This window comes from Microcoleus sp. Pol12B3, from assembly GCF_036701355.1.
Classification (GTDB): domain Bacteria; phylum Cyanobacteriota; class Cyanobacteriia; order Cyanobacteriales; family Microcoleaceae; genus Microcoleus.
The window spans coordinates 1-26,649 of the sequence record NZ_JAUBQS010000019.1 but is presented as its reverse complement, the minus strand read 5'-3'; the positions used below and the strand labels follow the sequence as shown (position 1 = coordinate 26,649).

At 45.6% G+C, this 26,649-nt stretch carries 18 protein-coding genes and 1 pseudogene; 13 read left to right on the top strand and 6 right to left on the bottom strand.

From position 1 onward, the window contains the following. Positions 1-410 precede the first annotated feature (410 nt). Positions 411-2,336, top strand: coding sequence for an alpha-amylase family glycosyl hydrolase (locus tag QUA53_RS11925; RefSeq protein WP_333097555.1), 1,926 nt, complete (start codon positions 411-413; stop codon positions 2,334-2,336). A gap of 279 nt (positions 2,337-2,615) precedes the next feature. On the opposite strand, the gene QUA53_RS11920 is transcribed toward QUA53_RS11925, so the two are convergent. Further along, positions 2,616-2,933 carry a hypothetical protein gene (locus QUA53_RS11920; RefSeq protein WP_333248861.1) on the bottom strand — a complete coding sequence of 106 codons (318 nt, stop codon included), beginning with the start codon at positions 2,931-2,933 and terminating at the stop codon, positions 2,616-2,618. Between the two features lie 285 nt (positions 2,934-3,218). Here QUA53_RS11920 and QUA53_RS11915 point away from each other — a divergent pair, with 285 nt between their 5' ends. From QUA53_RS11915 to QUA53_RS11900, 4 genes are all read left to right on the top strand, one after another. Beyond that, on the top strand, positions 3,219-4,103 hold the full coding sequence (locus QUA53_RS11915; protein ID WP_333097558.1) for an inositol monophosphatase family protein: 885 nt from the start codon (positions 3,219-3,221) through the stop codon (positions 4,101-4,103). A gap of 160 nt (positions 4,104-4,263) precedes the next feature. Continuing rightward, a complete protein-coding gene (locus tag QUA53_RS11910; RefSeq protein WP_333068980.1) occupies positions 4,264-4,944 on the top strand; it encodes a Crp/Fnr family transcriptional regulator in 681 nt (226 codons plus the stop codon). Further along, complete coding sequence (locus tag QUA53_RS11905; RefSeq protein ID WP_333097560.1) at positions 4,941-6,866, top strand: M61 family metallopeptidase; 1,926 nt, start codon at positions 4,941-4,943, stop codon at positions 6,864-6,866. The genes QUA53_RS11910 and QUA53_RS11905 overlap by 4 nt, the downstream gene beginning before the upstream one ends. A gap of 92 nt (positions 6,867-6,958) precedes the next feature. Next, positions 6,959-7,432, top strand: coding sequence for a TerB family tellurite resistance protein (locus tag QUA53_RS11900; protein ID WP_333097562.1), 474 nt, complete (start codon positions 6,959-6,961; stop codon positions 7,430-7,432). Between the two features lie 515 nt (positions 7,433-7,947). Here the strand turns inward: QUA53_RS11900 and QUA53_RS11895 are convergent. Together QUA53_RS11895 and QUA53_RS11890 are read right to left on the bottom strand one after the other, a co-directional pair. After that, a complete protein-coding gene (locus QUA53_RS11895; RefSeq protein WP_333097564.1) occupies positions 7,948-8,478 on the bottom strand; it encodes a peptidoglycan-binding protein in 531 nt (176 codons plus the stop codon). A 272-nt stretch (positions 8,479-8,750) separates the two neighbouring features. Beyond that, a complete protein-coding gene (locus QUA53_RS11890) occupies positions 8,751-10,400 on the bottom strand; it encodes an NAD(P)H-hydrate dehydratase (protein WP_333097565.1) in 1,650 nt (549 codons plus the stop codon). Positions 10,401-10,523: 123 nt separating this feature from the next. On the opposite strand from QUA53_RS11890, the gene mnmA reads away from it, so the two are divergent. After that, positions 10,524-11,615, top strand: coding sequence for a tRNA 2-thiouridine(34) synthase MnmA (mnmA, locus tag QUA53_RS11885; RefSeq protein WP_333097567.1), 1,092 nt, complete (start codon positions 10,524-10,526; stop codon positions 11,613-11,615). Between the two features lie 178 nt (positions 11,616-11,793). On the opposite strand, the gene QUA53_RS11880 is transcribed toward mnmA, so the two are convergent. After that, complete coding sequence (locus QUA53_RS11880; protein ID WP_333097568.1) at positions 11,794-12,378, bottom strand: hypothetical protein; 585 nt, start codon at positions 12,376-12,378, stop codon at positions 11,794-11,796. 1,749 nt (positions 12,379-14,127) lie between these two features. On the opposite strand from QUA53_RS11880, the pseudogene QUA53_RS11875 reads away from it, so the two are divergent. From QUA53_RS11875 to QUA53_RS11845, 7 genes and pseudogenes are all read left to right on the top strand, one after another. Further along, positions 14,128-14,868 (top strand): annotated as a pseudogene (locus QUA53_RS11875) (PP2C family protein-serine/threonine phosphatase). Between the two features lie 83 nt (positions 14,869-14,951). Beyond that, on the top strand, positions 14,952-15,530 hold the full coding sequence (locus QUA53_RS11870) for a DUF6272 family protein (protein WP_333097569.1): 579 nt from the start codon (positions 14,952-14,954) through the stop codon (positions 15,528-15,530). A 46-nt stretch (positions 15,531-15,576) separates the two neighbouring features. After that, complete coding sequence (locus QUA53_RS11865; RefSeq protein WP_333097577.1) at positions 15,577-15,921, top strand: slr1659 superfamily regulator; 345 nt, start codon at positions 15,577-15,579, stop codon at positions 15,919-15,921. Positions 15,922-15,991: 70 nt separating this feature from the next. Then, a complete protein-coding gene (locus QUA53_RS11860; protein ID WP_333097570.1) occupies positions 15,992-17,467 on the top strand; it encodes an adenylate/guanylate cyclase domain-containing protein in 1,476 nt (491 codons plus the stop codon). 505 nt (positions 17,468-17,972) lie between these two features. Further along, positions 17,973-22,811, top strand: coding sequence for a PAS domain S-box protein (locus tag QUA53_RS11855; RefSeq protein ID WP_333097572.1), 4,839 nt, complete (start codon positions 17,973-17,975; stop codon positions 22,809-22,811). Positions 22,812-22,975: 164 nt separating this feature from the next. After that, positions 22,976-24,625 (top strand): ABC transporter substrate-binding protein, encoded by a 1,650-nt coding sequence (locus QUA53_RS11850; RefSeq protein ID WP_333097578.1) that lies wholly within the window; start codon positions 22,976-22,978, stop codon positions 24,623-24,625. A gap of 161 nt (positions 24,626-24,786) precedes the next feature. Further along, entirely contained in the window at positions 24,787-25,446 is a 660-nt protein-coding gene (locus tag QUA53_RS11845) for a pentapeptide repeat-containing protein (RefSeq protein ID WP_333097574.1), read from the top strand. Between the two features lie 281 nt (positions 25,447-25,727). Here QUA53_RS11845 and QUA53_RS11840 read toward each other — a convergent pair whose 3' ends face one another. Together QUA53_RS11840 and QUA53_RS11835 are read right to left on the bottom strand one after the other, a co-directional pair. Further along, complete coding sequence (locus QUA53_RS11840) at positions 25,728-26,108, bottom strand: cupin domain-containing protein (protein WP_445304945.1); 381 nt, start codon at positions 26,106-26,108, stop codon at positions 25,728-25,730. Between the two features lie 85 nt (positions 26,109-26,193). After that, positions 26,194-26,574 carry a nucleic acid-binding protein gene (locus tag QUA53_RS11835; protein WP_445305233.1) on the bottom strand — a complete coding sequence of 127 codons (381 nt, stop codon included), beginning with the start codon at positions 26,572-26,574 and terminating at the stop codon, positions 26,194-26,196. Positions 26,575-26,649 lie beyond the last annotated feature (75 nt).

Below are 26,649 nucleotides of genomic sequence, written 5' to 3'. Positions count from 1 at the left end.
CAAGGAATGGGAGAAACTGCTCTGCAAATTCCTAGGCAGCTTCTCAATCTAATTGACAATCAAACCATTACTCAAACAATTGGTTTGAGGGTTGAAGATATCCAAAATTTGCGGGAGGAATGAAAGGAAGGAAAAAACGACGATCGCACAATTAGTACACCTTTTCTCATTACCAGGCTTAGTCTGGTACGGCAGGTGTTTGAGGATCTGCCTCTTTGAGGGAGAATTACGCTAAATATTAACTCTCATTCACCTAATCCTTAAGGATGAGTCTGCCCTCTCTCTGAAGGAAGATTTCTTTAAACGAGTAAATTCCGTATGATGCTGTAAAACTCAGTCCGAGGGGAAAGCTATTTCCGACTTGAGATCCCAATAACTGACCAATCTTACAATATAAAAAAATACATCTCATGACATCAGTCACTCCCAATCAAACTTCCTCTCAATACGAAGTTAGCGAACCAGAAGAAAAAATTGAGTCTCTGGTAGAAGAAGTTAAGCCAGAAAGCGAACTCGATTTAGAATTCCTCTACACCAGAGACATTGAATTCCGACAAGAAACAATTTATTTCATTGTAGTCGATCGCTTTTACGACGGCGACCCCACAAATAACGAAGGCCCAAACCCAGAACTTTACGATCCAGAAGGCAAAGATTGGGGCAGATATTGGGGCGGCGACTTGCAGGGAGTTATTGACAAACTCGATTACTTAAAAGATATGGGAGTTAGCGCAGTTTGGCTGACGCCACTGTTCGAGCAAGTTGAAGCATTATTTGTCGAACAAGCTGCAATTCATGGCTACTGGACTAAAGATTTCAAGCGACTAAATCCCCGCTTTATTGCCAAAGGCGACAATCCTTCTATTAACCAAACACAAGAAAGTAAAGATACGGTATTTGACAAATTAGTACACGAGTTGCACCAGCGAAACATGAAACTCGTACTCGATATTGTCTGCAATCACAGCAACCCAGATTTTAGCGGTAAAAAAGGGGAACTCTACGACGACGGCGTAAAAATAGCTGACTTTAATGACGATGAAGATGACTGGTATCACCACTATGGCGAAGTCACCAACTGGGAAGATGAATGGCAAGTCCAAAACTGCGAACTGTCGGGTTTAGCAACTTTCAACGAAAATAATATTGCCTACCGGAATTACATTAAGTCAGCAATTAAACAATGGCTGGACAGAGGTGTTGATGCTTTGCGGGTTGATACAGTCAAGCATATGCCTATTTGGTTTTGGCAGGAATTTACTGCTGACATTTTAACACACAGACCTGATGTTTTCATTTTTGGCGAATGGATTTACAGCGATCCTCGAAATGATCGTTCTGTGGAATTTGTCAACGAGTCGGGGATGACTATTTTAGATTTTGGTCTGTGCGTGGCCATTCGAGAAGTATTAGGAAAGGGTGCCGACGCAGGATTTAAGTTAGTCCAAGATGTCCTGAATTTAGATCACCGCTACTACGGCGCGACGGAGTTGATTACTTTTATTGACAACCACGATATGCCGAGGTTTCAGTCGTTGAATCCCGATCCAGAAATGCTGCAGTTGGCGATATGTTTAATTATGACGACTCGCGGCATTCCCTGCATTTATTACGGCACCGAACAGTATTTGCATGATGATACAGATGGGGGCAATGACCCATACAACCGGCCGATGATGGAAAAGTGGGATACTGATTCGCCAATTTACCGGGATGTGCGGTTGCTGTCGGGATTGCGGCGGCTGAATCCAGCTATTTCGATGGGGAGTCAGTGGCAAAAATATCTAACTGCTGATGTTTATTGTTACGTGCGCCGCTATCGCGATTCTGTGGTGTTTGTAGCGATGAATCGTGGCAATGCTGTTACAATTAAAGAGGTTGATACTGAGCTGCCTGATGGAGAGCATACGGAGGTTTTATCCCGCCGTAAGTTTGAAGTTAAAGATGGAATGCTGTACAACTTAGAATTGGGTGCGCGAGAAGTAATGATTTTTAGCCGCGTCGGAGAGCGAGTTAAGGCAAAAACTATTGTGCGGGCCCAGCTTAACAGCGTTAGAACTCAGCCTGGTGAAAGAATTGTGGTGATTGGAGATTGTCCTGAATTGGGGAATTGGGATATTAGTAAGGGTTTCCCCTTGGAGTATATCAATACTAATACTTGGTTTGGTGAAATTCCTTTTAATGAAAGTGCGGGGAAGTTGATTTCTTATAAGTATGCACTTCTACGGGAAGGACTGTCGCCTCTCCGAGAAAATCTGGTTTGTCGCCGCTGGGTTTTAGTTTCGGAAGGGACTGTGAAATGGCGGGATAAGTGGGCGAGTGGACGGGAGTCTTAATAGTTTTGAGTTTTGAGTCTTGAGTAAGATAATCATGGGTGCATCAACAGGGTTGGATGGACGAAAATACTTGTTTGAGGCTTTCGATTATGTGTTGAAAACCCTGTTGATTGAGTAGGGGTGAATAACTGCTGTAAGATTAAATTCGTAATTGCAACTCATAACTCATTACTTTTTAAATATGACTTATTGACCTTCTATTTATAGCAGTAAGGTGTGCATTTTGCTGCATCATCCGGACGTGAGTTATGGTGCGCCTCGGTGCACCTTACAGTTTTATTAAAGCATCGCAATTTCTCGACCAAAACATCGATATAAAGTTCGCTGTTGTGGGTTCACAACCATTTTGTAGCCTGGCTGCGCTTGAGATTCAGCTTGTTGAGGATTTTTTAGCAAATTGACGATCGCCTCCCGCAAACCTGTTGCATCTCCCACATTTACCACTTGGCCAAGATCCGGGGCAGCTAAATAATCGACCCTACCTTGAGTCACAGTGATGACGACCGAGCGCTTGCACGCCATTGCTTCCAGTAAAAACTGCACTCCAGCAGCATATTTATTGCCCCCCAAACAAACTGCAATTTGGTGATGGCACAAATTATCTAACCTCAGAAAATTCTATCCTTAACTATTGAAAGTGGTGGTGCGGTCAGTCAGTCGATTTTAGATTTTAGATTTTAGATTTTAGATTGACTCTACACATGATGAATCTGGGGGTTCTCAGTCATATCTAAATTTTTTTAATTTCACCAATCCTGTCTGGGGCTTGTATAGCAACGGCCCTCATGCTTAGGAAAGCGGGTTTACGGACAACCGGGCGCAAATCCTGTACGAATCAAAAACAGTGACACCCGCCGATCGATTCAAAGGACTTAAGCTTTTATGCTGAAGTTAGCTAAAGAATTTATGTTTAACCTCATGTATATTTCTCCAGAGCAAGACCAAAAAATTCGCTACACCCTACGCGAGTGCGGTCAAGAAGCTTACAAGCTAGCAGCCGAACCTTTTGAAGTTTCCGAGAAAGGGCCGAACGACTACGTGACGAGTATCGATCAATACCTAGACCGACAACTATCGGAAGCATTTAGCGCTTTGTTTCCTGAAGACGGCAGGATCACCGAGGAAAACAGCGCCTCCAGAGCAGCTTACCGAGCTAATTACCAGCGCCTCTGGTGCATCGATCCCCTCGACGGGACTGAAGAATTTATTCGGGGAAAACTTCACTACGCTTCGATGGTGGGGCTGCTGCTTGAAGGGGAACCGGTGGCCGGCTGGCTCTACGCCCCAGCTTTTGACCAAATGTATTTTGGCGGCAAAAATTGGGGATTGTTCCAAAGTGTGGGAAACCAAGGGCCGCAGCCGATCGCGCTGTGCAAACCGCCGGCTCCGACAGCGGAAAATTGTAAAATTATTCTCGGAGACAAAGACCAGAAAAACTACGCCCGGGCGATCGCCCAAAGCATCCCCGGAGCCGAATTTTACTCGCTGGGCAGCTTTGGCTTAAAAGTAATGGAAGTTATCTTCGGTAGAGCCGGTTTGTACCTGTATCTCAACGGCAGAGTTAAAGTGTGGGATACCGCCGGTCCTCTGGCTTTAGCAAAAGCAGCCGGATTGGTTTGTTGCGACTTGCAAGGTCAACCGCTGAGGTGGACTAAAGATGCGATCGAGCCGGAAACTCTGGCCCACACACAGTCAATCGCGATCGGCTGGCCGGAATACATAGAACCTCTGTTGGGTAAAGTTCAACAGGCAGTGGCCGGCTTGTAAACCCGTTTAAGATTAAAGAATCTACCAATTTTACGTGAACCGGGCCTCTGCACCCTTATCATCAATTAAAGGAGCAACGGATTGTTTGTGTTCCCAAACATCGATCGTTCCCTAGCTGTTGGGTGTCGCCTAATCATATTTCCCACCTCCGCGAGTTTGCATGAAGACAGAAGCTTTCAGTGAGCTATTCCCTCTATTTAAGGGTGCTAACCCAGAAACCTTGGGAGGGCTACTATCAAATGCCGTTAAGCATGAGTATCCCCCGGGCCGAGCTGTGGTGATGGAGGATTCTTGGGGCAACGCGATTTACTTTGTCGTGTCTGGCTGGGTAAAAGTCCGGCGCTTGTCAAACGATCGAGCTGTATCAATGGCTATTTTAGGACGGGGTGCCTTCTTCGGCGAAATGGCCATTCTGGACGAATCTCCCCGATCGAATGACGTACTTGCTCTATCGCCCGTGCGACTTCTCAGCGTCACAGCTCAGCGATTTATCCAAACCTTGTTTAAAGACCCGCAATTGCACCACCGGATGCTGCAACTGATGGTGCGGCGACTCCGCCAAACCAATCTCCGCTATCAACTCCGAAACCGGCAGCCAGCGGTTAAACTAGCAAATACTTTAGTCGAGCTGGCAGAAAACTACGGTCAGAAAACTGCTGAGGGCAAAGATATCTTCAATATTCCTTATGAAGACTTAGCTGATGTGACAGATATCACCCTAGATGAAACCAGCAAAATTATGGAAAAACTCGATAGTAAAGGTTGGATCAATATCGATCCAGACCACCAAACTATCCATTTGATCAACCTCAAGCACTTGATTAATTTGGCAAGTCAATGACTGATGTTACTTCTTTGGATACCTCGTCCGCTGCCGGCAACCGTCAGGGGCAACTAACAGCACCGACAATTCAATATTCGGTGGCGATGCCCAATCCTGAATCCCATCTCTTTGAAGTAACTTTGCGCGTGCAAGGTTGGTCGGAACCGGTTCTGGATTTAAAAATGCCTGTCTGGACTCCCGGTTCTTACTTGGTTCGAGAGTACGCCCGCCACCTGCAAGATTTTAGCTCCCAGGCGGGCGATTCCCTGCGGGATAGCTACGCCGCGCGTGCTTTACCTTGGCGCAAGAAAAGCAAAAATCACTGGCAAATCGAGACCGATTCGGTGTCAGATGTCACGGTTCGCTACCGCATTTTTGCCAACGAACTGACAGTGCGAACCAATCATTTAGACTCGACTCACGGTTATTTCAATCCAGCGGCTTTGTGTTTTTTCTTGCCTGGTTTTGAGAGCAACTGCTACACCGTGAATGTTGTGCCACCGAAGCCCCAATGGCGCACCGTTACTACTTTGCCACCTGTTCCCGGCCAAAATCTTACTTTCGCTGCTGCGGATTTTGACACTCTCGTAGACAGTCCTTTTGAGATTGGCTATCATGAAGTGTACGAGTTTGAAGTCATGGGAAAACCCCACCAGCTAGTTGTTTGGGGGAAAGGCAATTTAGAACCAGATCGCACGATTCGAGACATCCAAAAAGTGATCGAAGTCGAGGCAAAAATGTTCGGCGGCTTGCCTTACGAACGCTATGTGTTTTTCCTGCATTTGTCCGGCTCTGGTTTTGGCGGTTTGGAACACAAGGAGAGTTGCACTCTCAACTATCCGCGTTTTGGTTTTCGGGCCAAGGAAAAGTATGAACGCTTTATTCAGTTGGTAGCTCACGAGTTTTTTCACCTGTGGAATGTCAAGCGCATTCGACCGAAAGCTCTGGAAGTATTTGACTACGAAAAAGAGAATTACACTCCTTCTTTATGGTTTTCTGAAGGCACTACCAGTTATTACGATTTGGTGATTCCTTTTCGAGCTGGTCTATACAACGTCAAAGGTTTTTTCCAAGGTATGGCTAAGGAAATTACTCGCTTGCAGACGACTCCGGGGCGCAGCGTTCAGCCTCTGAGCGAGTCGAGCTGGGATGCTTGGATTAAACTTTATCGCCGGGATGCTAACAGTGATAATTCGCAGATTTCCTATTATTTGAAAGGGGAAGTTGTTTCGTTTTTGCTCGATTTGTTGATTCGAGCTAGACACGGCAACGAGCGATCGCTCGACGATGTGATGCGTTTGATGTGGCAGCAGTTTGGCAATGCTAATTCTGCCCAAAATGGCGATTTTGACCTGAAGTCGGAAACAGATGGCAAGTCGGCGCATTTGACATCAAACGGAGAGTTAAATTCTCCTTCGCTGCCCGCAGAAATAGGCTTTACTCCCGAAGAGTTGCAAAGTGCGATCGAGTCAGTCGCCGGCATCGATTTGAGCGACTTTTTTGCGCGCTATATAGACGGCACAGAAGAGTTGCCTTACAACAAATATCTCGAACCTTTTGGGCTGCAAATTGAGGTAGATGAAACTGACCGAACGCCTCGCATCGGTTGGACGTTGGGAGCCGAAAACGGGCGGGAAATGGTTAAATTTGTCGAAATAGGCTCTCCGGCACAATTGGCGGGAATTGACGCTGGGGACGAGTTGCTGGCGATCGAAGGTTTTCGGGTAAATTCAGAACAAGCGGGCGAGAGGCTTAAAGATTATCAGCCGGGGGACACCATAGAGGTGACAGTTTTTCACCAAGACGAACTGCGGACTCGTCGTGTGACTCTCGCGCCGCCCCGCCCTGGCCGCTACTCGATCGTGCCGGTGGAACAGCCCACCGCTATTCAGAAACAAAACTTTACTGGATGGCTGGGAGTTCCTCTATCAAAATTGTGACATAAATAAAAGGGAACGGGAAACAAAAGACAAGAAGGAATCAGGCTCAATTCCCAATTCCCAATTTCAATTACCAATTACCAATTTTGATTATGCAAACCCCACCTCCTCCATCAATTACACCCCGCCAGATGAATCTGCTGAGGATTGTTACTTCTATGGCGTGGGCTGACGGCGAACTCGCCACAGAAGAAGTTAATTTAATGCTCGATCGCTTTTGTCGTTTGTTTGCCCCAGATACCGACGGACAACAAATGCAACAAGAACTGCGGGATTACATCATGCAAAATATCCCCCTTGACGAGTTGATCGGTCAACTAGAAACTCAAGATGAAAAGGAATTAGTTTTGCAACTCGGCTATGAAGTGATTTCTTCTAGTTCTCGCACTCCCGATGAACCCAAAATTAACGCTGAAGAAGCCGCAGCTTATCAAAAATTAGTGCAGTTGCTGAATCTTTCAGAGGATGTGGTCAAGCGTATTGAAGCTGAATCATCGGCTGCAGATACTTCAGAGGGAATTATAGAGAAGATGGCTCACAAATTAGAAAAGTTCATCAAAGGCTAGTTCGGGACTTGCGCGCGCTTGGCTTAAAAACCCGGTTGATTCCTAAATTTCTCGTTACTCAACCTGGAAATTTTCGTATAAACCGGGAATAAGCCCCCCATGCCTAAATCTTGTTAGGTAAGTATCGGAATAATAATAATTTTCTGAGTGCAACTATTTACAACTAAATCAGAAGGGAAATAAACCGGATTGTGACCAAAAATTTCTTGATGGTACAAGCCCCCTAATTTCTCCGTGGAATCAATCCAAAATCTAAAATCCTCAAGCCCCCTAATTTATCCCTGGGGTCAATACAAAATCTAAAATCTAATGACTCCCAATTTCCTAAGATATACTAACAAAAAAACATAGGAAATTTAAGAATATTTTTAATCGCCGGGAACGGTAACAGAATTGGCGCCCCTTCCCGCGCGCTGCCTTCCCCTTAAGGAAAATTAGGGATTTTGGCTTTGCCTAAATCCCTAATTTATCTACGGATTTTGGGCGATATCACTGAAAGTGAATCCAACCCGTCATTAGTGTGGCAACTTGCTGAGGGCGTGCCAAGTTCTGTAGCCGACAATTCCATCTTGCGGTAAAGCCATGCTAATTTGCAATTGTCGCACTGCTACATCTGTCATCGTCCCGAAGGATCCGTCAATGAAGCCGAAATAGTATCCATTGATTTTCAAGACATTCTGAACAATTTTAACAGCATTACCAGAACTGCCCTTCATTACTACCGGCATATTCACAGGTGCACCAGAGTATAGTGCTTCCCAAGTGATAGGGCCGACAATCCCATCTTCTTTTAAAAAGACGCGGTGTTGGTAGCCTTTGACCGCGTTTTGAACTTGGACGCCGAAGATACCGTCCATCGGGCCAAAATAATAGGCCCAATGATATAGAAGCTGTTGCAGTTCCTTGACAGCTTGACCTGTTGAACCCATTTGTAAAGTGGGTTTGTTTACTCCAGTGGTTTCAGAAAATGCCAGAGTTGATTGAGCAGTAGTATCGGCGACAAGAGCCATAGTTTCATTGTTCAAGCTTCTTTCTTCGGTATACATAATGTGGTTCCTCTCAAGATTTAAGTTTTGGTCTTTGATATTTCAGGTATAACTGGTGGGCTTTGTGAGTGCACAGTCACTTTTTGAAGTGTCACTCATGTGAGTGTCACGGGTTTGAGTTACCCGTTGGTTTGCCGTAAGGAATGCAAGTTGTAATATTTTGATGAGGACTTTCGTTGTCACTACAAACTAAGGGGTAAGGTGCGGGGTACACACGCTACAAAATATAAAGGTGCGCGGTGCGCACCCTACCAACTACTGTTGATTGTTTACTAAGCAAATTCTCGCAATGTGGGAATTAAATACTGTGTCAAAGTAAAGGCATCTACTCCTAATTCCGTCCGTTCTTTGGCAGCCATGATTCCGGCTTGAGCGTGCCACCAAGCTGCTGTTGCTGCAACTGATTGGGGGGGGGATTTGCGGGCGATCGCAGTTGCTAATAGTCCCCCTAACAAGCCTGTAAGAACGTCGCCGCTGCCGCCTCTGGCGAGGGCTGGGGTGCTTTCGGGATTGAGGTAGGTGATGGTACGTGAAGCGTAGCTATCCCCTAGGGAATCGCCCTCCTCCTTCCAACTTATGCAAACTCTGGCTCCTTTGAGCAATACCGTTGCACCGCAAAGCTGAGCTGCTGCTTGAGTTGCCGCAATTCGATCCTCGCCCGTTTCGTCGGCTAATTCGGGAAATAAACGCTTGAATTCGCCCGGGTGAGGCGTGATAATTGTCAGTGCTGAGCGTTCGGACAAAATGGGGACTGTGCCGAGTTGAGCGAGGATATTTAAACCGTCAGCATCTAAAACCAGAGGTCGATCGCTCTCCAGTACAGATTCTACAGCTATTGCCGCTTCCAATGTCAGACCTGGCCCTGCGGCGATCGCATCATAAGAACTCAAATCAATTGCTACTGGCAACTCGCTAATTGCACCGCTTTGGGTTTCGGGACATCCTATAACTAATGCCTCTGGCAACTGACTGCTTAACATCGATTTAATTGACTCAGGAACCGCAATTGACAGCATTCCGATGCCGCTTGCTCTTGCTCCCAATGCTGCCAAAATTGCTGCTCCGCTGTAGCGGCGGGAACCTGCAATAATTAGTAAGTGACCGTTGGTGTATTTGTGCGAAATTGGCGATCGGGGTAACGGCAAATGCTGAGTTGCCGAGGCTGTTGTAATGCGTTGTATTGCTGGCGTTTCGCCCAATACTGCTGCAATATCTGCTGCGGGAATATCAAAATCAATTAGTTCGGAACTCCCGATATATTCTAAGGCTCTGTCTTGCAGAAATCCCATTTTCCACAAACCCAAACATAATGTATGTTTTGCCCGAATTGCCGTCCCCAAAACTTCTCCGGTATCTGTATGAATTCCCGATGGAATGTCTATACTTAAAATGGGTATATTTAAATTATTTATTTCCTCAATAGCTGCCGCAGTGGCGTTATTAATTTCTCGTTCTAATCCAAATCCAAATAAACCATCTACGAGCAAACCGCAGTTTTTCAGCGGTTCAATTTTGTCAACAAATCTAATATTTAAATAACGCGCATAATCAGCGTGATTTTTTGTAAGTTCTTTTAGTTTAGAAAACGGGCAGTAAATAACTACTTGGAACCCTTGAAAGTGCAATTCGCGGGCAACAACCAAAGCATCGCCGCCGTTGTGTCCGGGCCCAACCAATACGCCGATAATTGGCAATTGAGAATTAACAAGATTTTTCCCTTCTTCCCTTTTTCTTCTATCCGTTAAATCCCGTCCACTGCTAGTTGGCCCACTTCCTTCCACCTTCAAAAGCTGCTGAATGCGTCTAGCAATCAGTCCCGCGACTTTTTCCATTAAAGCTGCGACTGGCATTCCCGCAGCAAAGATTCTCGTTTCTATTTGCCGCATTTGGTCGGCGGTAACAACAAATTTTTGAATAGTCATTTCGATTACAGTGGTGGTAAGCTTTCAGCTAACAGCAGCAGTGGCCGTTTGTAGTATTTTAGTGCTACAATGAATTAGCTCGATCGAACAAAGTAACAGTAAAATAGCAATTTCTCCCCAACCATGAACAAGATTGTTGTAGGCCTCTCCGGCGGGGTCGATAGTTCCGCAGCAGCCGCAATTTTACACCATCAGGGATATGAAGTGGTGGGTTTAACGCTGTGGTTGATGAAGGGCAAAGGTCAGTGCTGCTCTGAGGGAATGGTCGATGCAGCTAAAATTTGCGAAGATTTGGGCGTTCCCCACCACATTGTGGACAGCCGCGAGGTCTTTCAGGCAAGTATTGTCGATTATTTGGTGGAGGGTTACAGTGCAGGAGTTACGCCTTTGCCTTGTTCGCAGTGCAATAAAACTGTGAAGTTCGGGCCAATGCTTAAGTATGCTCGCGAAGAACTCGGAATTGAAAAAATAGCTACAGGACACTACGCTCGGATTATTTACGATGCTGCTACAGGTCGCTATCAGTTGCTGCGGGCGATCGACCCTGCAAAAGATCAGTCTTATTTCTTGTACGATCTAACACAGGATTTGTTGGCGGGTACGGAATTTCCTTTGGGGGAAATTACCAAGACAGAAACTCGCAGAATTGCGGCGGAATTTGGCTTGACAACTGCTGATAAGCCGGAAAGTCAGGATTTATGCTTGGTGGAAAGTAACGGTTCGATGCGGGCTTTTCTGGATAAGTATATTGCGCCGCAAAAGGGTGACATTGTGGACAAGTCAGGGCGGGTGCTCGGACAGCACGACGGCGTTCACCACTATACAATCGGTCAGCGGAAGGGACTCGGAATTGCTGCACCGGAACCGCTGTATGTGATTGAACTTGATGCTGTTGGCAATCGGGTAATTGTGGGCGATCGACAGTTGGCGGTAGAATCTGAATGTACAGTCCAGAAAGTGAATTGGGTTTCTGTAGCTGCACCGACGGCTCCGATTCGGGCTCAGGTACAGATTCGATATCGATCGCACCCCGTCCCCGCTACAATTATTCCTGTGGAATCCTCCGAAGCAGAGAAAAAAGTCAGCGCTACAAGAGTTAAGTTGATTTTTGACGAACCGCAGTTGAGCATTACTCCCGGACAAGCGGCCGTTTGGTATGACCAAGACGTGCTGTTGGGCGGGGGCATCATCGAAAGAAACCAACTCCCAAATTAAAGTAAGGGGCGGGCTAGAAGCCCACTCCACAAGAAACCACCCACAACAAAACTCACTCTTTGTGCAACAGGCATCTTGCCTGTTTGTTCTCCCCACCCACAACAAAATTCACTCTTTGTGGAACAGGCATCTTGCCTGTTCCAAAAGGAAGTTTATTTTTGATTTCACCGGCTCAAATTTACCGAGCTAACTTTTTTTCCAAACGCAAGATATTTCCCCTAGCATTAGTACGGTAAACCCAAGTTTGCCTACCATCAGAAACCACAACCCGCCAACCTTCGACAATCATTTGACCGCAAATTTCATCCGCTTTCGCGAGTCCTAAACAAGTATTCGGCCAACTTTGTCCCCTGGATTCAGTTACTTTCAACTTGTCCGCAGCAATGCCAGTGGAGTCAGACAACTCTTGGCGAACCGCTGCTGCCACGGTTGCGGGCAATTTGTTCGGGGGATTTTGGCGCGTAGCCTCGGTCAAATTGCCCGGTTCGGAAATCAGAGTATTAAGTGCCAATACCGAATAGCTAATTTTTTGGGGCACCGCTGCTGAGGAAAATTGCTGCGCGGTTTGCTGCGGTTGCTTTTCCAACTGGGCAAGGGAAGATTTGAGAGCGCCCGCCTTAGCTTCTGCCGTATGTCTTAGCGCCGGATACATTTCCCATACTAGAATCCCTGTCAGCACCAAAGCCAAGATTACAGGATTGGGCTGCTTTTGGTCGCGGTTTTTATTCGTTTGAAATTTATTTATGGAGATTCTTTTCATCATACGCCCTCTGCCTCACTTTACACAATTCGCGATCGCTCCTGAACACTCAACTGCAGATACTTATTTAAACACTCTTGCTGGTGCTATTGGTTCCTTTGTGCAGAACCGACTTGACTGCTAGTTGCTGGTATGGCACAAGTATTTCCTACTCGCTGCCGGCTGTTGTGCTTCAGGAAACTTGCACTACCCAGTTATTACTTAATTTTTACTTTTTGTCTCAAGGTATTAAGAAAAATTTATGCTTAAGTAAATATTCTTAAAAGCCTCTAATCCTCCCCTCCAATCTCAGTACAAATTACTATTCTTCGTTCCACAACTGCTAAACGTGTTTTAGACTGTGGGAGGCGAGCTGAGCCAATGATATCACAGGGATGTCGCAATATTTGTTGCAACAGGACGAAAACGCATTAGAAATAAAACCAGCTATCGCCGATTAATTGTATTAGCATTGTGGTTTTCTAGAGCCACCGTCCTCGCAACTAATTTAGTAGCAAAGGCTACTTTCTGAGTACAACTTTGTTGACATCTATCCATTATGAACAGGAAATCCCTGGCAATCCATTTAATGAATCGGCTGAGTTATCCTCAAAGAATTCTCCCGATCGGTTTTCTATTTGCAATACCGTTAACCTCGGTCATGTACCTGTTTGTTGATTGCCGAAATTAACAGCAGGGTTGATTTTAAAAAGAAATCTACGGTAATGAATACCTGCGACCAGTGCGCCATTTTAGGGAATACATACCTAAAACTTCAACAGTTAAATTATTAGAGTTTAAATCCTAATTTAAGCATTTCAAAATTTCCCAAAATTTAGAAGCCCAAGTAGACAAAAACTTTCAAGCCTTAGCAAATACAGATAGCCAGGTCGGAAACATATTAATGTCCAGTGAAAATGATTATAAATTCATCAAAGTTGGCACAACTTTAAACGTCGTAGCCAGTGGAGTTTAGAAACTTACGCTTTTGTCTATCAATGTTTAGCTACAGAGATTGATAGACTGAGCGCTCGCGTCGGCGATACTTCTAATCTGATTTTAGACCCAGGTTTGGATACATATTATTTAATAACTACTACTTGGCGTCAGCTTCCAAAAATGGAAAAAATTTTCTCATAAATTAGGCTTGTTTCTCAAAAAATTAGCCTGAATTCCGATGCCATACCAGAATAAAGAGTGCAAGCGATTACTCTTTCCAGCCAATTGAGAGAAATCAATGATGATTTGGCACTAATATGGAAGGTACATTTAGCAACGATAATTAGGGGAATCTGCGCTCGGCATTAACACAGGATTTAATAAAATTTAATTTTCTGCTGGTTAAGCAGCTAAACAAGCAACTATATCAAACAATATATCAAACTGTATCACTAAAATACTACGCATACATCATTGGCAGTAAGTTGGCTTTAAATTCCAGTTTAAAAGTCAGGATCAAAAGTGTAAACGAGTTAAATTTTCTTCAGAACTGGCTGGCTAATTGTATTAACAATAAACAATTGTTTTTAATTTTAGTGTTAACAATATTAGCTCTATTTATTTATTTGTGTCTTTTTACAGGGCAGTTATGCCAACTAAATTTGTTATTTGCGAACTAAAAAAAAGGCAAATGACAATTTTGAACAGAAAATTATTTTGGATAACAGAGATGAACTGCGGCAAGCTGTGGGTGCGTTTACCAAGATTGCCGATGCCCTAGTTGCGGCAAATCAAAAAATTACTGTTCTCAACGATCGCCTAAAAGCTGAAAATATGCGAATGAGCGCTGAACTAGACGCTACTCGCAAGATGCAGCAGATGCTGCTACCGAAAAAGCGAGAACTCAACGAAGTTATCGCCTTAGATATTGCGGGATTTATGGAAGTTGCTGAGGAAGTAGGCGGCGACTATTACGACGTACTCCAGCACAAAGGTAGAGTAAAAATCGGCATTGGGGATGTGACGGTACACGAATTGGAGAGCGGCGTTTTAATGATTATGGTTCAAACGGCTGTCCGAACTTTGCTCGCCTACAATGAACCCGATCCGGTGCGATTTTTAAGTGGTATGAACAGTGTAATTTACGATAATGTGAAGTGAAGGAAATCTGATAAACACGCCAGCCTTGCTTTGCTAGACTATCAGCAAGGAATGCTGAAGTTGACTGCCCAGCACGAAGAAATGATTGTCGTGCGGTGTAACTGTTCTGTCGAGCGCTTTGATACAATCGATTTTGGTTTCCCGATCGGGCTTGATGCATATATTGCTGAATTTGTTGGTGAGAAAATTGTGCACTTGCATTCAGGAGATGTGGTTGTGCTGTACACTGACGGGATTACGGAAGCTCAAAGTATGGATCAACTGCTTTATGGTTTAGATAGGTTAATAGAGGTAATAGAAAGTTATTGGCAGCGTTCGGCTACCGAAATTAGGCACGCTTTAATTAAGGACGTGCGATCGCACATCGGTAAACAACAAGTTTTTGACCACATCACGTTGCTGGTATTCAAATAAAAATAACTACTTGGATATCCCTTCTAAAGTTTAAAATATATTTAGTGATGTCCCTCATCTCAAACTTTAGCTCTCAAATAGATATGATTCAGATTTTAGGTAATTTCATCGAGCAGCCCCCTAGCCAAGAATACTTAATAATTGGATTTTCTCCTAGTTCGGTTCCTCTCAAGCAGCGGTGGCGGAACAATGGTTTGTCGGCGGATTTTTTGGCTGACTACCTGACGACTTTTTTTCCGGGAGAACAAAATGAACCCTCGACAATTGAAAAACAAGCTGAAATAAAAAGCGCTGTTAGCTACATTGCAAACGAGTTATTGGAAAATGCCATGAAATTTAATAATGAAACTTCGGAGTACCCCATCTATATTAAACTGCAATTAGAGAGCGACGGAGTGATTTTCTCAGTTGCTAACAGCATCTCTCCGGAAGCTGTGGACAAGTTTCAGGCTTACATTCAACAGTTGCTGACCTCGGAACCCAGCGAACTTTACATTCAGCAGCTGGAAAAAAATGCTGCTGACGAAAGCTGCACCAATTCCGGATTGGGTTTGTTGACGATGCTCACCGATTATAACGCCAAACTTGGCTGGAAATTCCAGACCATGCAAAAAGACCCGGAAGTAATTGCAGTGACAACTATGGTGCAATTAACAGTATAACCAACGCTGGCGATCGATAATATCTAAGGGACTTTTTTTTGTGACTATGGAAATTAATACAGAAGATTACCAAATCTGTTACGATCCAGCAACGGCAACCGTGAGTATTATTGGATCTCTAAGGCTGAGCGGGCCTGCCGAGTACGCACCGATAGCGCAGTTGCTGATGAAGGTTGCCGACGTGGAACCGACGAAAATTACCCTCAATTTGCAGCAGTTAGAATTTTTGAACAGTTCTGGCATCAATATGCTATCTAAGTTTATTATCCAGGTACGCAAAACAGCCAGGGTGCAAATGGCGGTACAAGGCTCTCAAAGCATAGGTTGGCACGGTAAATCTTTGAGGAATTTCCAACGCCTGATGCCTGGTTTGCAATTGGATTTTCTATAGAAAAACGATTACGTTTAGGGTGCGAGCTGTTGAGAAATTTTTTGTTAGTCGAGGCGCAAATTCTCGAGTTATGCTGGAAGAACAACCATCTAGAGAACAGCTACTTTTAGAGATAGAGAGATTGCGCCAGCAAGTGGAAGACTTGAAGGAGGAAAAAGCGGATCTGGAAATCTTGTTGGAAACTACTGCTCAACATTCCGATACCGTTGAAACTGAGTTACGATCTCGCGCATTTGAGGCCGTGCGCGAAGGCGAAATCAAGCTGGCTCAATTTCTCGAAGCGATCCCCATAGGTGTGCTCGTGCTGGATTATCAAGGCCAACCTTACTACGTCAATCACGCGGGACAGCAATTACTCGGTCAAGGAGTTTTGCCCTTAAATTCAGTTGAGGATTTGTCAGAAAGTTATCAAATTTATATTGCGGGAACTGAAAATATTTACCCTTTCGAGAATTTGCCGATCGTCCGAGCTTTGAGGGGAGAAAACGCGACGGCGGAGGATCTAGAAATTCATCAACCCCACAAGAAAGTTCCCCTTGAGATTTGGGGGACGCCAATTTTTGACGAGGGTGGCAAAGTTGCTTTTGCGATCGCAGTTTTTCAAGATGTCACGGAACGCAAAGAAGCTGAAGCCGATCGCCATTTATTTATTAAGAAACTATTTGACCTCAACCAAAATTTAGAAAAATCCCTGGATGCCGAATCAGAGTTAACTGATGCCTACGGTAGATTTGTGCCTCACCAATTTCTAAATTTGTTGGGATATGAAAGTATTATAGATGTCCATTTAGGCGACCAAGTGCAGCAGGAAATGTCAGTGCTATTTTCGGATATTCGCGATTTTACGACGCTTTCAGAAACTATGACTCCCCAAGAAAATTTTAAATTTATTAATGCTTATCTTTCGCGGATGGAGCCTGCCATTACTAGCAATAACGGGTTTATTGACAAATACATCGGCGATGCAATTATGGCTTTGTTTAGCGACTTTGCCGATGATGCAGTAAAAGCGGGTGTTGCAATGCTAAATATCCTTAGAAATTACAACGAATACCGTCAAGGTGTCGGCTACGTCCCAGTTAAAATTGGAATTGGCATCAATTCGGGTTCTTTGATGCTGGGGACAGTTGGGGGTAAAAGCCGAATGGACAGCACTGTGATTAGCGATGCTGTTAATTTAGCATCTCGCATTGAAGGATTGACAAAAGATTATGGCGTACCTCTGTTAATTTCTCAGCAGACGTTGGAACGGTTGCGAAATCCAACAGATTATGCTATTAGGATTGTGGATAAAGTACAGGTAAAAGGAAAATCTCAATATGTAGTAGTTTATGAGGTATTTGATGCAGATCCGGCGGAAATTTTGTCGGCAAAGCTAGAAAATTTGTCTGTATATAATGAAGCTATGTTACTGTGCGATCGCAAGGAATTCCGAGAAGCAGGAAAATTATTTGAAGAGTGTTTGCGAACAAATCCCAGCGATCATGTAGCTCGTATTTACCTGAAACGCTGTCGGGATTGGCGATCGCTCCTCAAAGGAATTTAAAGCAAGTTAGTCTATTTGAGATTTTAGATTGACTCCATATAGCCATCCTCGCATCACTTGTAAATTTCTTACTTTCTCAGAGCGGGTTCGAGGAGGGTTGGGGTGGGATAAAAAAAATACGACTCCTGTAAGGATTGCTATATATCTTGAGAGTGACGACTGACCTCTGGAATCTGCCAAAGGTGTAAAATATAAACAGCTTTATACCTGTTACTTCTGGGGGTTCTCAAAATAGAACGGCTTAGGGCTCAAAAACCAGCGAAGGATAATTTCGTACGAGAACGGTGGCCACCGCTGAACCTGTCTCAAAAAAAGTTGGCGGATGAATTAGGCATGAGCTTTCTCCGATTCATCGTTGGGAAAATGGATACCCTACGCCTTCTCGCTTGGCACTCAAGCAAAGTTAGATATTGCTGGATGAGTTAGGTAATTTGCCAGATGCAACGCTTCGCGAATGCAGTCAAGCGCTGCGAGGAAGATATTTTTCTGATAAGGAGTACAAAGGGTGAGTTTAGAGGGAATCAACAGCATTTTCAGAGTTAGACTACTTCCCTATGGTGTGGCGACCCTCTCCGTGGCTCTAGCACTGGCGCTAACCCGATCGCTTTTACCGTGGCTGTACCCAACCACGACGCCCCTGTTTTTCATCGCGGTGATGGTGAGTTCCTGGTATGGCAGTTTCGGGGCTGGGCTTCTGGCAACAATTTTATCGACGCTGGCAATCAACTATTTTTTTATTGAGCCGTTCTATTCCTTACAGATATTTAATGTAGAGACAATTGTTCGGCTGGGTATGTTTTCGATCGCCGCAGGATTGAGCGCTTCACTCAATCTATCGTGGCGCACTGCTCTAAAAAATGCGAAAGCAGCTTTGCAAACTTTACAGGAGGCAAGGTCGCTAGAACAAAAGGCCCAGCTTCGGGGCCAAGTAGCACAAACTGCGGCGACTGCTGCAAAAGAACAGTTAGAAACGGTACTTTCTACCATCAACGATGGGTTTTACATCCTCGATCGCGATTGGCGCTACACCTATGTCAACGATCGCTACTGTGAAATGGTTGGAATGCCGCGGTCAGCGCTTCTGGGTCAGAACGTTTGGGAGCTATTTCCGGCGGCAGTTGACACCGATGCTTACGTGCAATTTCATCGGGCAATACGTGAACAAACGCCGCTCCAGTTTGATTATCTCTACTCACCTTGGAAGGGTTGGCATGACTACCGAATTTACCCTTCGCCCCGTGGACTTACCGTTTTGCTTGCTGACATTACCGATCGCAAACAGGCGGAACTTCTCCTAATCGAGCAGAAACGGCTGCTGGAGTCGATCGCATTCGGACAGCCACTAGACCACTGTCTGGCAGCCGTGTGTGGCTCAGTATCCAGGCTGAATCCGGGTACCCGCGCCTGCTTCCTGCTAGCAGATGCTCAGGGGCTGACGTTTAAGAGATCCATTACTCCAGACTTTCCACCGTCTTTTGGTGAAGGACTCCAAGATGCTCCGATTAACGATTTGTGCATTGGAACGTGTGGCGAAGCAGTGTATAGCGGTCAGTCGATGACCTGCGCCGACATTGCCAACGACGATCGCTGCTCGCAACCATGGCGAAATTTATCCGTGGCTAATGGCATTCTAGGGTGTCATTCTCAGCCCCTGCTCAGGCAGGACAATCTAGCTCTGGGGTGGCTGATGCTTTGCTTTAGCGAGGCGCGGAAACCTACGGATTGGGAATATAAACTCGCCGAGTTCGGCACCCAAGTTGCCAGCATCGCCTTCGAGCGCGATCGATCGTTCCAGGCGTTGCGCGAGAGCGAAGAACAGTTCCGACTGGCTTCCGAAGGCGGCAATTTGGGTTTGTGGTATTGGGATATAGAAACTGACACCCTGAGTTTTACGGACATAGCCAAAGCGATGTTTGGTTTACCCGTCAATACGGAAATGTCGATGCAGGTGTTTTTAGAAGCCGTGCATCAGGACGATCGCCCATTCGTTCACAGCGTCCTCACTGAGATCAAAGCGAATCAACCGCATACTGAAATTGAGTATCGGACGCTGTGGGCAGATGGCACCGTTCGTTGGATTTTGGCAAAGGGCGATTGCGCCTACAACGCTGAGGGCGTCATAACTTCGACGCGCGGCCTATTAATCGACATCAGCGAGCGCAAACAAGCCGAAGAAGCGTTGCGTCAAAGCGAAGAGCAGAGTCGCAACATTCTAGAGAGCATTGATGATGGATTCTTTTCTCTTGATGAGAATTGGCGTTTTACTTACGTGAATCGGTCAGCGGAAATTCTGCTAGACCGCACTCCGGGCGATCTGATTGGGAAGAATTTTTGGGAAGAATTCCCAGGACTCAATGGCAGCGAGTTTGAGCGGGTTCATCGGCGCGTGGCAAACGAGCGCGTGGCTTTTTCAGTCACGGCGTTTTATCCGGATCACGATCGTTGGTATGACGTTCGCACTTACCCTGCGGCAAACGGGATTACGATTTATTTCCGAAATGTCACCGATCAAAAACTGGCAGAGGAAGTATTGCAACAACGAGAAGCAGAACTTCGTTTAGTCACCAATGCCGTGCCTGCCTTGATTTCCTTTGTAGACTCAGACCAGTGCTATCGCTTCAACAATCGAGCATATGAAGAATGGTTGGGACATCCGGCAGCGCAAATCTATGGCAAGCACCTTCAAGAGGTTTTAGGCGAAACTGCCTATGAAGGGATTCTTCCTTATGTTGAGCAAGTCTTGGCAGGAGAGGAAGTGACCTTTGAAAGCCAAATTTCCTACAAAGATGGTCGAACCCGTTATATTAATGCGACCTATGTTCCCCGCTTCAATAGCCAGGGAAAAGTTGAAGGGTTTGTAGCACTGGTCAACGATATCACCGATCGCAAACAAGCCGAAGCCACACTACGGGAGAGTGAGGCACGGTTCCGGCTGATGGCAGATGCCGCCCCTGTGATGATTTGGATGTCGGGCACCGATAAACTCTGTAATTACTTCAACCTCCCGTGGCTAAACTTTACCGGACGGACGATCGAGCAAGAAACGGGCAATGGTTGGGCAGAAGGAGTCCACCCCGACGACCTCGATCGGTGTTTAGACACCTATGTGACGGCCTTTGATGCCCGTCAACCGTTCAAGATGGAATATCGCTTGAAACGCTTTGATGGCATATACCGTTGGGTTATGGATGAAGCTGTTCCTCGCTACGGATTGGAAGGTGAGTTCTTGGGGTACATAGGCTCTTGTGTTGATATTGAAGACCACAAGCAAGCTGAGGAAGCCCTGCGCCAGAGTGAATCCCGCCTCCGTCTGATCTTTGAAAGCGCCAAAGATTATGCCATCTTCACCCTCGACCTTAACGGCATCATTGCCAGTTGGAACTCAGGGGCAGAAAGGCTGTTGGGCTATACCGAGACAGAAGCAATTGGTTGTCCGAGTCGGATGATCTTCACACCCGAAGATAACGAACAAGGACAACCCGAGTACGAGAGGCAAACGGCTCTACTGCAAGGACGGGCAGAAGACGAACGCTGGCACGTCCGCAAGGATGGGAATCACTTTTGGGCCAGTGGATTGATGATGCCCCTGCTTAATGAAGCGGATTGTCCGCAGGGATTTGTCAAAATCATGCAGGATAAGACCGCACAACGGCAAGCAAGTGAGCGACTGCAATTGCTGTATGAAACTACCCGCGATCTGATGCAGACAGAACAGCCTCTGGCTTTGATGGACACGCTATTCCGCAAACTTGCAGTGCTACTCGATCTGCACTCTTACTACAACTTCATGGTGGAAGAAAAAGACAACCACCCGATGCTGCATTTGAAAAACTATGATGGCATCTCTGAAGAAAGGGCACAGGCGATCGCATGGATCGAATTAGGGGAATATCTCTGTGGACTGGTTGCCCAAACGCAGCAGCAACTTGTCTTGAATCAAGCCGAACTTTCCACTCATCCGAATGGTAAAGCCGTCTCTGAACTGGGCATGACGGCTTACGTGGGTCAACCGTTAATTGCTCAAGGGCAGTTATTAGGAACGCTCTCATTTGCCAGTCTGACTCGGACGCACTTCACGCCTGCAGAAATCGAGCTGCTGGGATCTACCTGTGACCAGATCGCGATCGCCCTGGAACGGGCAAACCTGAACGATTCACTCCAGCAGCAAGCGGAACAGCTAAGACAGGCAAATCGGATCAAGGATGAGTTTTTAGCGGTACTGTCCCATGAATTGCGATCGCCCCTCAATCCGATCCTGGGGTGGACAAAGCTGCTGCAAACTGGCAAGCTGGATGCGGCCAAAACTGCACAGGCGTTAGCGACGATCGAACGCAATGCCAAGCTGCAAACTGAATTGATTGAAGATTTGCTTGATGTCTCGAAAATTCTCCAAGGCAAGCTCAGTCTTAATATTCGTCCAGTCGATTTAGCTTTAACTGTGGAATCGGCGATCGAAACTGTCAATTTGGCTGCTGTTGCCAAATCCATTGATATTCGGACTGTGTTAGATCCTCAGATTGGACAAATTTTGGGGGATTCGGGCCGTTTGCAGCAAGTTGTGTGGAATCTTGTTTCCAATGCAGTCAAATTCACCTCAGCCGGAGGGCGCGTTGAAGTGAATTTGACTCGTGTTGGCAATCACGCTCAAATTACGGTGGCGGATACAGGGATTGGCATCGCACGGGAGTTTTTACCCTACGTGTTTGATTACTTCCGGCAAAAAGATGGCGCTACAACCCGTAAGTTTGGTGGCTTGGGATTGGGGCTGGCGATCGTGCGGCATCTAGTCGAACTGCACGGCGGCACCGTTGGGGCCCAGAGCCAGGGTGAAGGGTTAGGAGCTACCTTTACCGTCAGACTGCCCCTATCAGGGAAGGTAAAGGGACAAGAAAACTCTCTGGCAAGACTTTCGGAACGATCGACTGCGGAGGAACCGTTATCCGGGATGCGGATAGTTGTGGTAGATGATGAGCCGGATATGCGAGAGTTGATTTCCTTTTTGCTAGAAGATGCAGGTGCAGAGGTTATGACTGTTGCTGTCCCTCAAGAAGTCCTCACAGCGTTGACTAATTTCCAGCCAGATGTCCTGTTGAGCGACATTGGAATGCCGGGGATGGATGGCTATATGCTGTTGCGGCAAGTGCGAGCTCTGCCGCCAGAACGGGGCGGGCAGATTCCCGCGATCGCCCTGACTGCCTATGCGGGGGAGTTTAATCAAAAGCAAGCTTTGCAAGCTGGATTTCACCGACATCTGGCAAAGCCGATCGAACCGGATAAATTAATTAAGACGATCGTCGCACTTGTTTGCAATAACACTCATGACCCCGCCAGCGATCGAGATTGAGCCGAAGGATCTCAAGCATATCGAACATCACCAAGCTTTTAAGTTGCTCTGGTTAGGCAGCGATATTTGTATTACAGGAGAATCTATCAATAAATCCGGTTTCTAGTTGAAAAGCGCGTAAGTCCTGATAATATAATCAATAATTTGGAGTTTCAAAAAAAATGATGGGAATTAACAAGCAGCAGCCTAGAATACATATAAAACCTTCAGTCATTAAAGCGATAGCTCTGTTCTTTCTGTGCTGCTTGTTAACTGCAAGTTGTGGACAGGGATCGCGCCGATCGGTGAATGCGAGCGGCGAAAATGCTAATAACCGCATTACTATTGGCACAACCTTGAAATTGCGGACGATCGACCCTGCGGATGGTTACGAAACCTTATCAGGACAATTGCTACGCAATTTGGGCGACACTCTCTACACTTACAAGTCAGGAACTACAGAGTTAATCCCCCACTTAGCGACAGCAATGCCAAAAGTTAGCCAAGACGGATTGACATATACAATCCCCTTGCGTCAAGGCGTTATTTTTCACGATGACACACCGTTTAACGCCGCAGCAATGGAATTTTCCTTGCAGCGGTTTATCAAAAATGGTGGCAGTCCGGCTATGTTGTTGAGCGATGCAGTAGAATCGGTAAAAGCCACGGGTGAATACGAATTAACTTTTCAACTCAAAAAGCCTTTTTCTGCTTTTCCTTCCCTGTTAACATTTTCCGGTATGTGTGCTGTTTCTCCAAAAGCATACGAGATTGGACAGGGTAAATTTAAACCCGATACGTTTGTGGGAACTGGACGTTACAAGCTGGCGAAGTACGGCAGCGATTCTGTCAAGTTTGACGTGTTTGAAAAGTATTGGGGGGAAAAGCCGGTCAATCAAGGAATTGACATTTTGTTGCTTTCTAGTTCCTCAAATTTGTTCAATACTTTTCAGACGGGTGCCGTTGATGTAGCTTATTTGTCTCTGGATGCAGACCAAGTTCAAAGCTTGGATGAGGGAGCAAAAAAAGGGAAATGGCAGGAAATCGCCGGGGAAAGCAGTACGGTTAATTACATAACGCTGAATACTAAGTCTAAACCGCTGGACAAGTTAGAAGTCAGACAGGCTATCGCAGCAGTGATGGATCGCCCGGTGATTAACGAGCGCGTACTGCGGGGACAAGCACAACCGCTTTACAGTCTGATTCCCACAAACTTCGACGTTCAAAAACCTGTTTTTAAAGAACTCTACGGTGATGCCAACACGACAAAAGCTAAGGAACTTTTAACGAAAGCGGGATACTCGGCCACCAATCCTTTCGTTCTGCCAATTTGGTATGCTTCATCTTCCACAAAACGAGCTTTAGTGGTGAGCATGATGGAGGCGCAAGCTAAACTCAAAATGGACGGGATAATGAAGGTAGAAATTAACAGCGTGGAATCTCCGACTTTGTTTCAAAACATAGAGAAGGGAATTTATCCTGCGGTTTTAGTGGATTGGTCCGCCGACTTTTTTGACGCTGACAATTACATCCATCCGTTTTTAGATTGTGCGACAGGTTCCGAGGCTGAGGGCTGCTCCAAGGGTCAAAGTCAAGGTCAGGGTTCGTTTTATTATAGCGATCGGGTAAATCAACTAATCGACAAGCAACGAAAAGAAGCAAATCCTGAAACCCGCAAAGCCCTGTTTGCCGAAATTCAAGACATACTGGGTCAAGATGTACCTTTTATCCCTCTTTGGCAGGATAAGGATTATACTTTTGCTCAGAACAGCATCACAGGCGTCCGTCTCGAACCGACGCAATCTTTTCCTTTTTGGTTCCTGAAAAAGCAATAATTCTTTACAAGAATTTCCCGCAGTTGAAACGTCAGTAATTATTGCATATTTTGTACACAATAGGGTGATGATTGTCACAGTTTATCAAAGAGACTGATCACCCTAACCTATTTAATAATGTGGGATATTATTAAAAGAGAGATATTGCTGAGGGTGGGTATATGAAACTTGGGATTTTAACAACAACAGGGCTGGTAATTGCGATGGGCTTAGCCTCGGGAGTAAAGGCAGAAAACGTATCCCACGTCAAGCAATTATTAGAAACTAAAAAATGTAACCAATGCGACTTGACAGGAGCGCAACTTGCTGGTATGAATCTGAGCGGGGCAGATTTGAGCGGTGCGAATCTCAGAGGTGCAAATTTGAACGGTGCAAATTTGGACGAAGCCAAACTGAATGAAGCAAATCTAAAACAAGCTAAATTGCAAGGTGCGAGTTTAATTGGGGCTAAAATGCACGGCGCTAATTTGGAGGGTGCTGATTTGAGCCGCGCTAATTTGAGTTTGGCGGGTTTAGTGATTGCTAGTTTGAAAAATACGAATCTCACCAGCGCTAATTTAATCGGTGCTAATTTAGAAAGCGCCAATTTGGCGGGTGCAAACCTGAGAAATGCTCGCCAGTCTATAGCGAATTTAGCGAATGTCAGCCTCAGAGGTGGCAGTTTGTCGGGAATAGACGTACAGGGAGTCAACTTGCGCGATGCAAATTTGACCAATGCAAATTTGAACGGTGCAAATTTGAACGGTTCGGACTTGACAGGTGCTAATTTAAAGAATGCCAATATGGCAAATGTAGATTTGAAAAACGCTTCTTTGCCGTAGGACGATCGCCACTTGCTATATCAAATTCTGGTGCTTAACAAGCTTAATATAATAAGGTAGGGGCAATTCTGAAATTGCCCCTACAGTTTTAATTGTAGGATTTATCTTGTTCCCGATCGCTGCGTAGGTCAATCGATTTTAGATTTTAGATTAAAGAATTGAAGCATTGACCCCACGGATAAATTCGGGGGCTGGTATCCTGGATGCTTCCGGTCATTGTTCGGTGTGCGAAGCTTTTCTTTTCCCTGGCGTCTGCGATTGCTTCATATTTGGATCTAGGATCAATCTGCCTCGTGAGCATCTTGGGCGAAGCGGATAATGTCATCATCGCCGAGGTATTCACCATTTTGGATTTCAATCATCACCAGAGGAATAACGCCTGGATTTTCTACGCGGTGAGCAGTATTCATCGGAACATAGGTTGACTGTTTCTGCATGAGAATTGTCTCTTTGTCGTCGCAGATAACTTTAGCGGTACCGGAGACAACAACCCAGTGCTCGCTGCGGTGATAGTGCATTTGGGTGCTGATGTGGTGCCCCGGCTTGACTTCAATGCGATTGATCTTATAACGATCGCCCGCGTCTATGACTGTAACTTGGCCCCAGTAGCGGGTTTGTGTGCGATCGTCAATTTTTTCTATTGTGTCCACTATTTCCACCATGCTGTTTATCTCGCTAACGGTGTCTGTAACAATATCTATAGTTCAAAGTATAGCAGGGATAGGGCAAGTGCGATCGATTTAAAGATTACTGAATTAATCGCCACTCGCGAGCATCAATAAATTGCGACAAATGCCCCACATTTGTTGTAGCAATTACCACATCATTGCCTTCAGTTGCCTCCAATATTGCTTGAGCAGCCAAAATCACATCGCCGTCAAGTGCATTGGCTTCTGCGGTTGGTCTTCCTCTCCTTCTCGAATCAGCCCACAACTGAGCGGCTAAAAGCATTACCTCTGTAGTCAAAGGACGGTATGTAAGGACTTTCTTGAATAGGTCAAGTTTTCTGATACCTCTCTCTTTTCCCGCTCGAATCAATTCTCGCCGCACCTCATAGTCAGCAATTTCAGGCAGGAGTACCATTTCGCCATTTTGTAGTAAGGAGTCTAGCCAAAGTTGGCATTCCAACCCACATTCCGCAGATGTGGGTGGAATTTTTTTATCAGTTGTGAAAAGTTGGAACCCCAAAGTTTTTCCGTTTAA

Coding starts and splice junctions, on each gene's coding strand:
- QUA53_RS11925 (WP_333097555.1), top strand. CDS start 411: ATGACATCAGTCACTCCCAATCAAACTTCCTCTCAATACGAAGTTAGC.
- QUA53_RS11915 (WP_333097558.1), top strand. CDS start 3,219: ATGCTGAAGTTAGCTAAAGAATTTATGTTTAACCTCATGTATATTTCT.
- QUA53_RS11910 (WP_333068980.1), top strand. CDS start 4,264: ATGAAGACAGAAGCTTTCAGTGAGCTATTCCCTCTATTTAAGGGTGCT.
- QUA53_RS11905 (WP_333097560.1), top strand. CDS start 4,941: ATGACTGATGTTACTTCTTTGGATACCTCGTCCGCTGCCGGCAACCGT.
- QUA53_RS11900 (WP_333097562.1), top strand. CDS start 6,959: ATGCAAACCCCACCTCCTCCATCAATTACACCCCGCCAGATGAATCTG.
- QUA53_RS11895 (WP_333097564.1), bottom strand. CDS start 8,478: ATGTATACCGAAGAAAGAAGCTTGAACAATGAAACTATGGCTCTTGTC.
- QUA53_RS11890 (WP_333097565.1), bottom strand. CDS start 10,400: ATGACTATTCAAAAATTTGTTGTTACCGCCGACCAAATGCGGCAAATA.
- mnmA (WP_333097567.1), top strand. CDS start 10,524: ATGAACAAGATTGTTGTAGGCCTCTCCGGCGGGGTCGATAGTTCCGCA.
- QUA53_RS11880 (WP_333097568.1), bottom strand. CDS start 12,378: ATGATGAAAAGAATCTCCATAAATAAATTTCAAACGAATAAAAACCGC.
- QUA53_RS11870 (WP_333097569.1), top strand. CDS start 14,952: ATGATTCAGATTTTAGGTAATTTCATCGAGCAGCCCCCTAGCCAAGAA.
- QUA53_RS11865 (WP_333097577.1), top strand. CDS start 15,577: ATGGAAATTAATACAGAAGATTACCAAATCTGTTACGATCCAGCAACG.
- QUA53_RS11860 (WP_333097570.1), top strand. CDS start 15,992: ATGCTGGAAGAACAACCATCTAGAGAACAGCTACTTTTAGAGATAGAG.
- QUA53_RS11850 (WP_333097578.1), top strand. CDS start 22,976: ATGGGAATTAACAAGCAGCAGCCTAGAATACATATAAAACCTTCAGTC.
- QUA53_RS11845 (WP_333097574.1), top strand. CDS start 24,787: ATGAAACTTGGGATTTTAACAACAACAGGGCTGGTAATTGCGATGGGC.
- QUA53_RS11840 (WP_445304945.1), bottom strand. CDS start 26,108: ATGGTGGAAATAGTGGACACAATAGAAAAAATTGACGATCGCACACAA.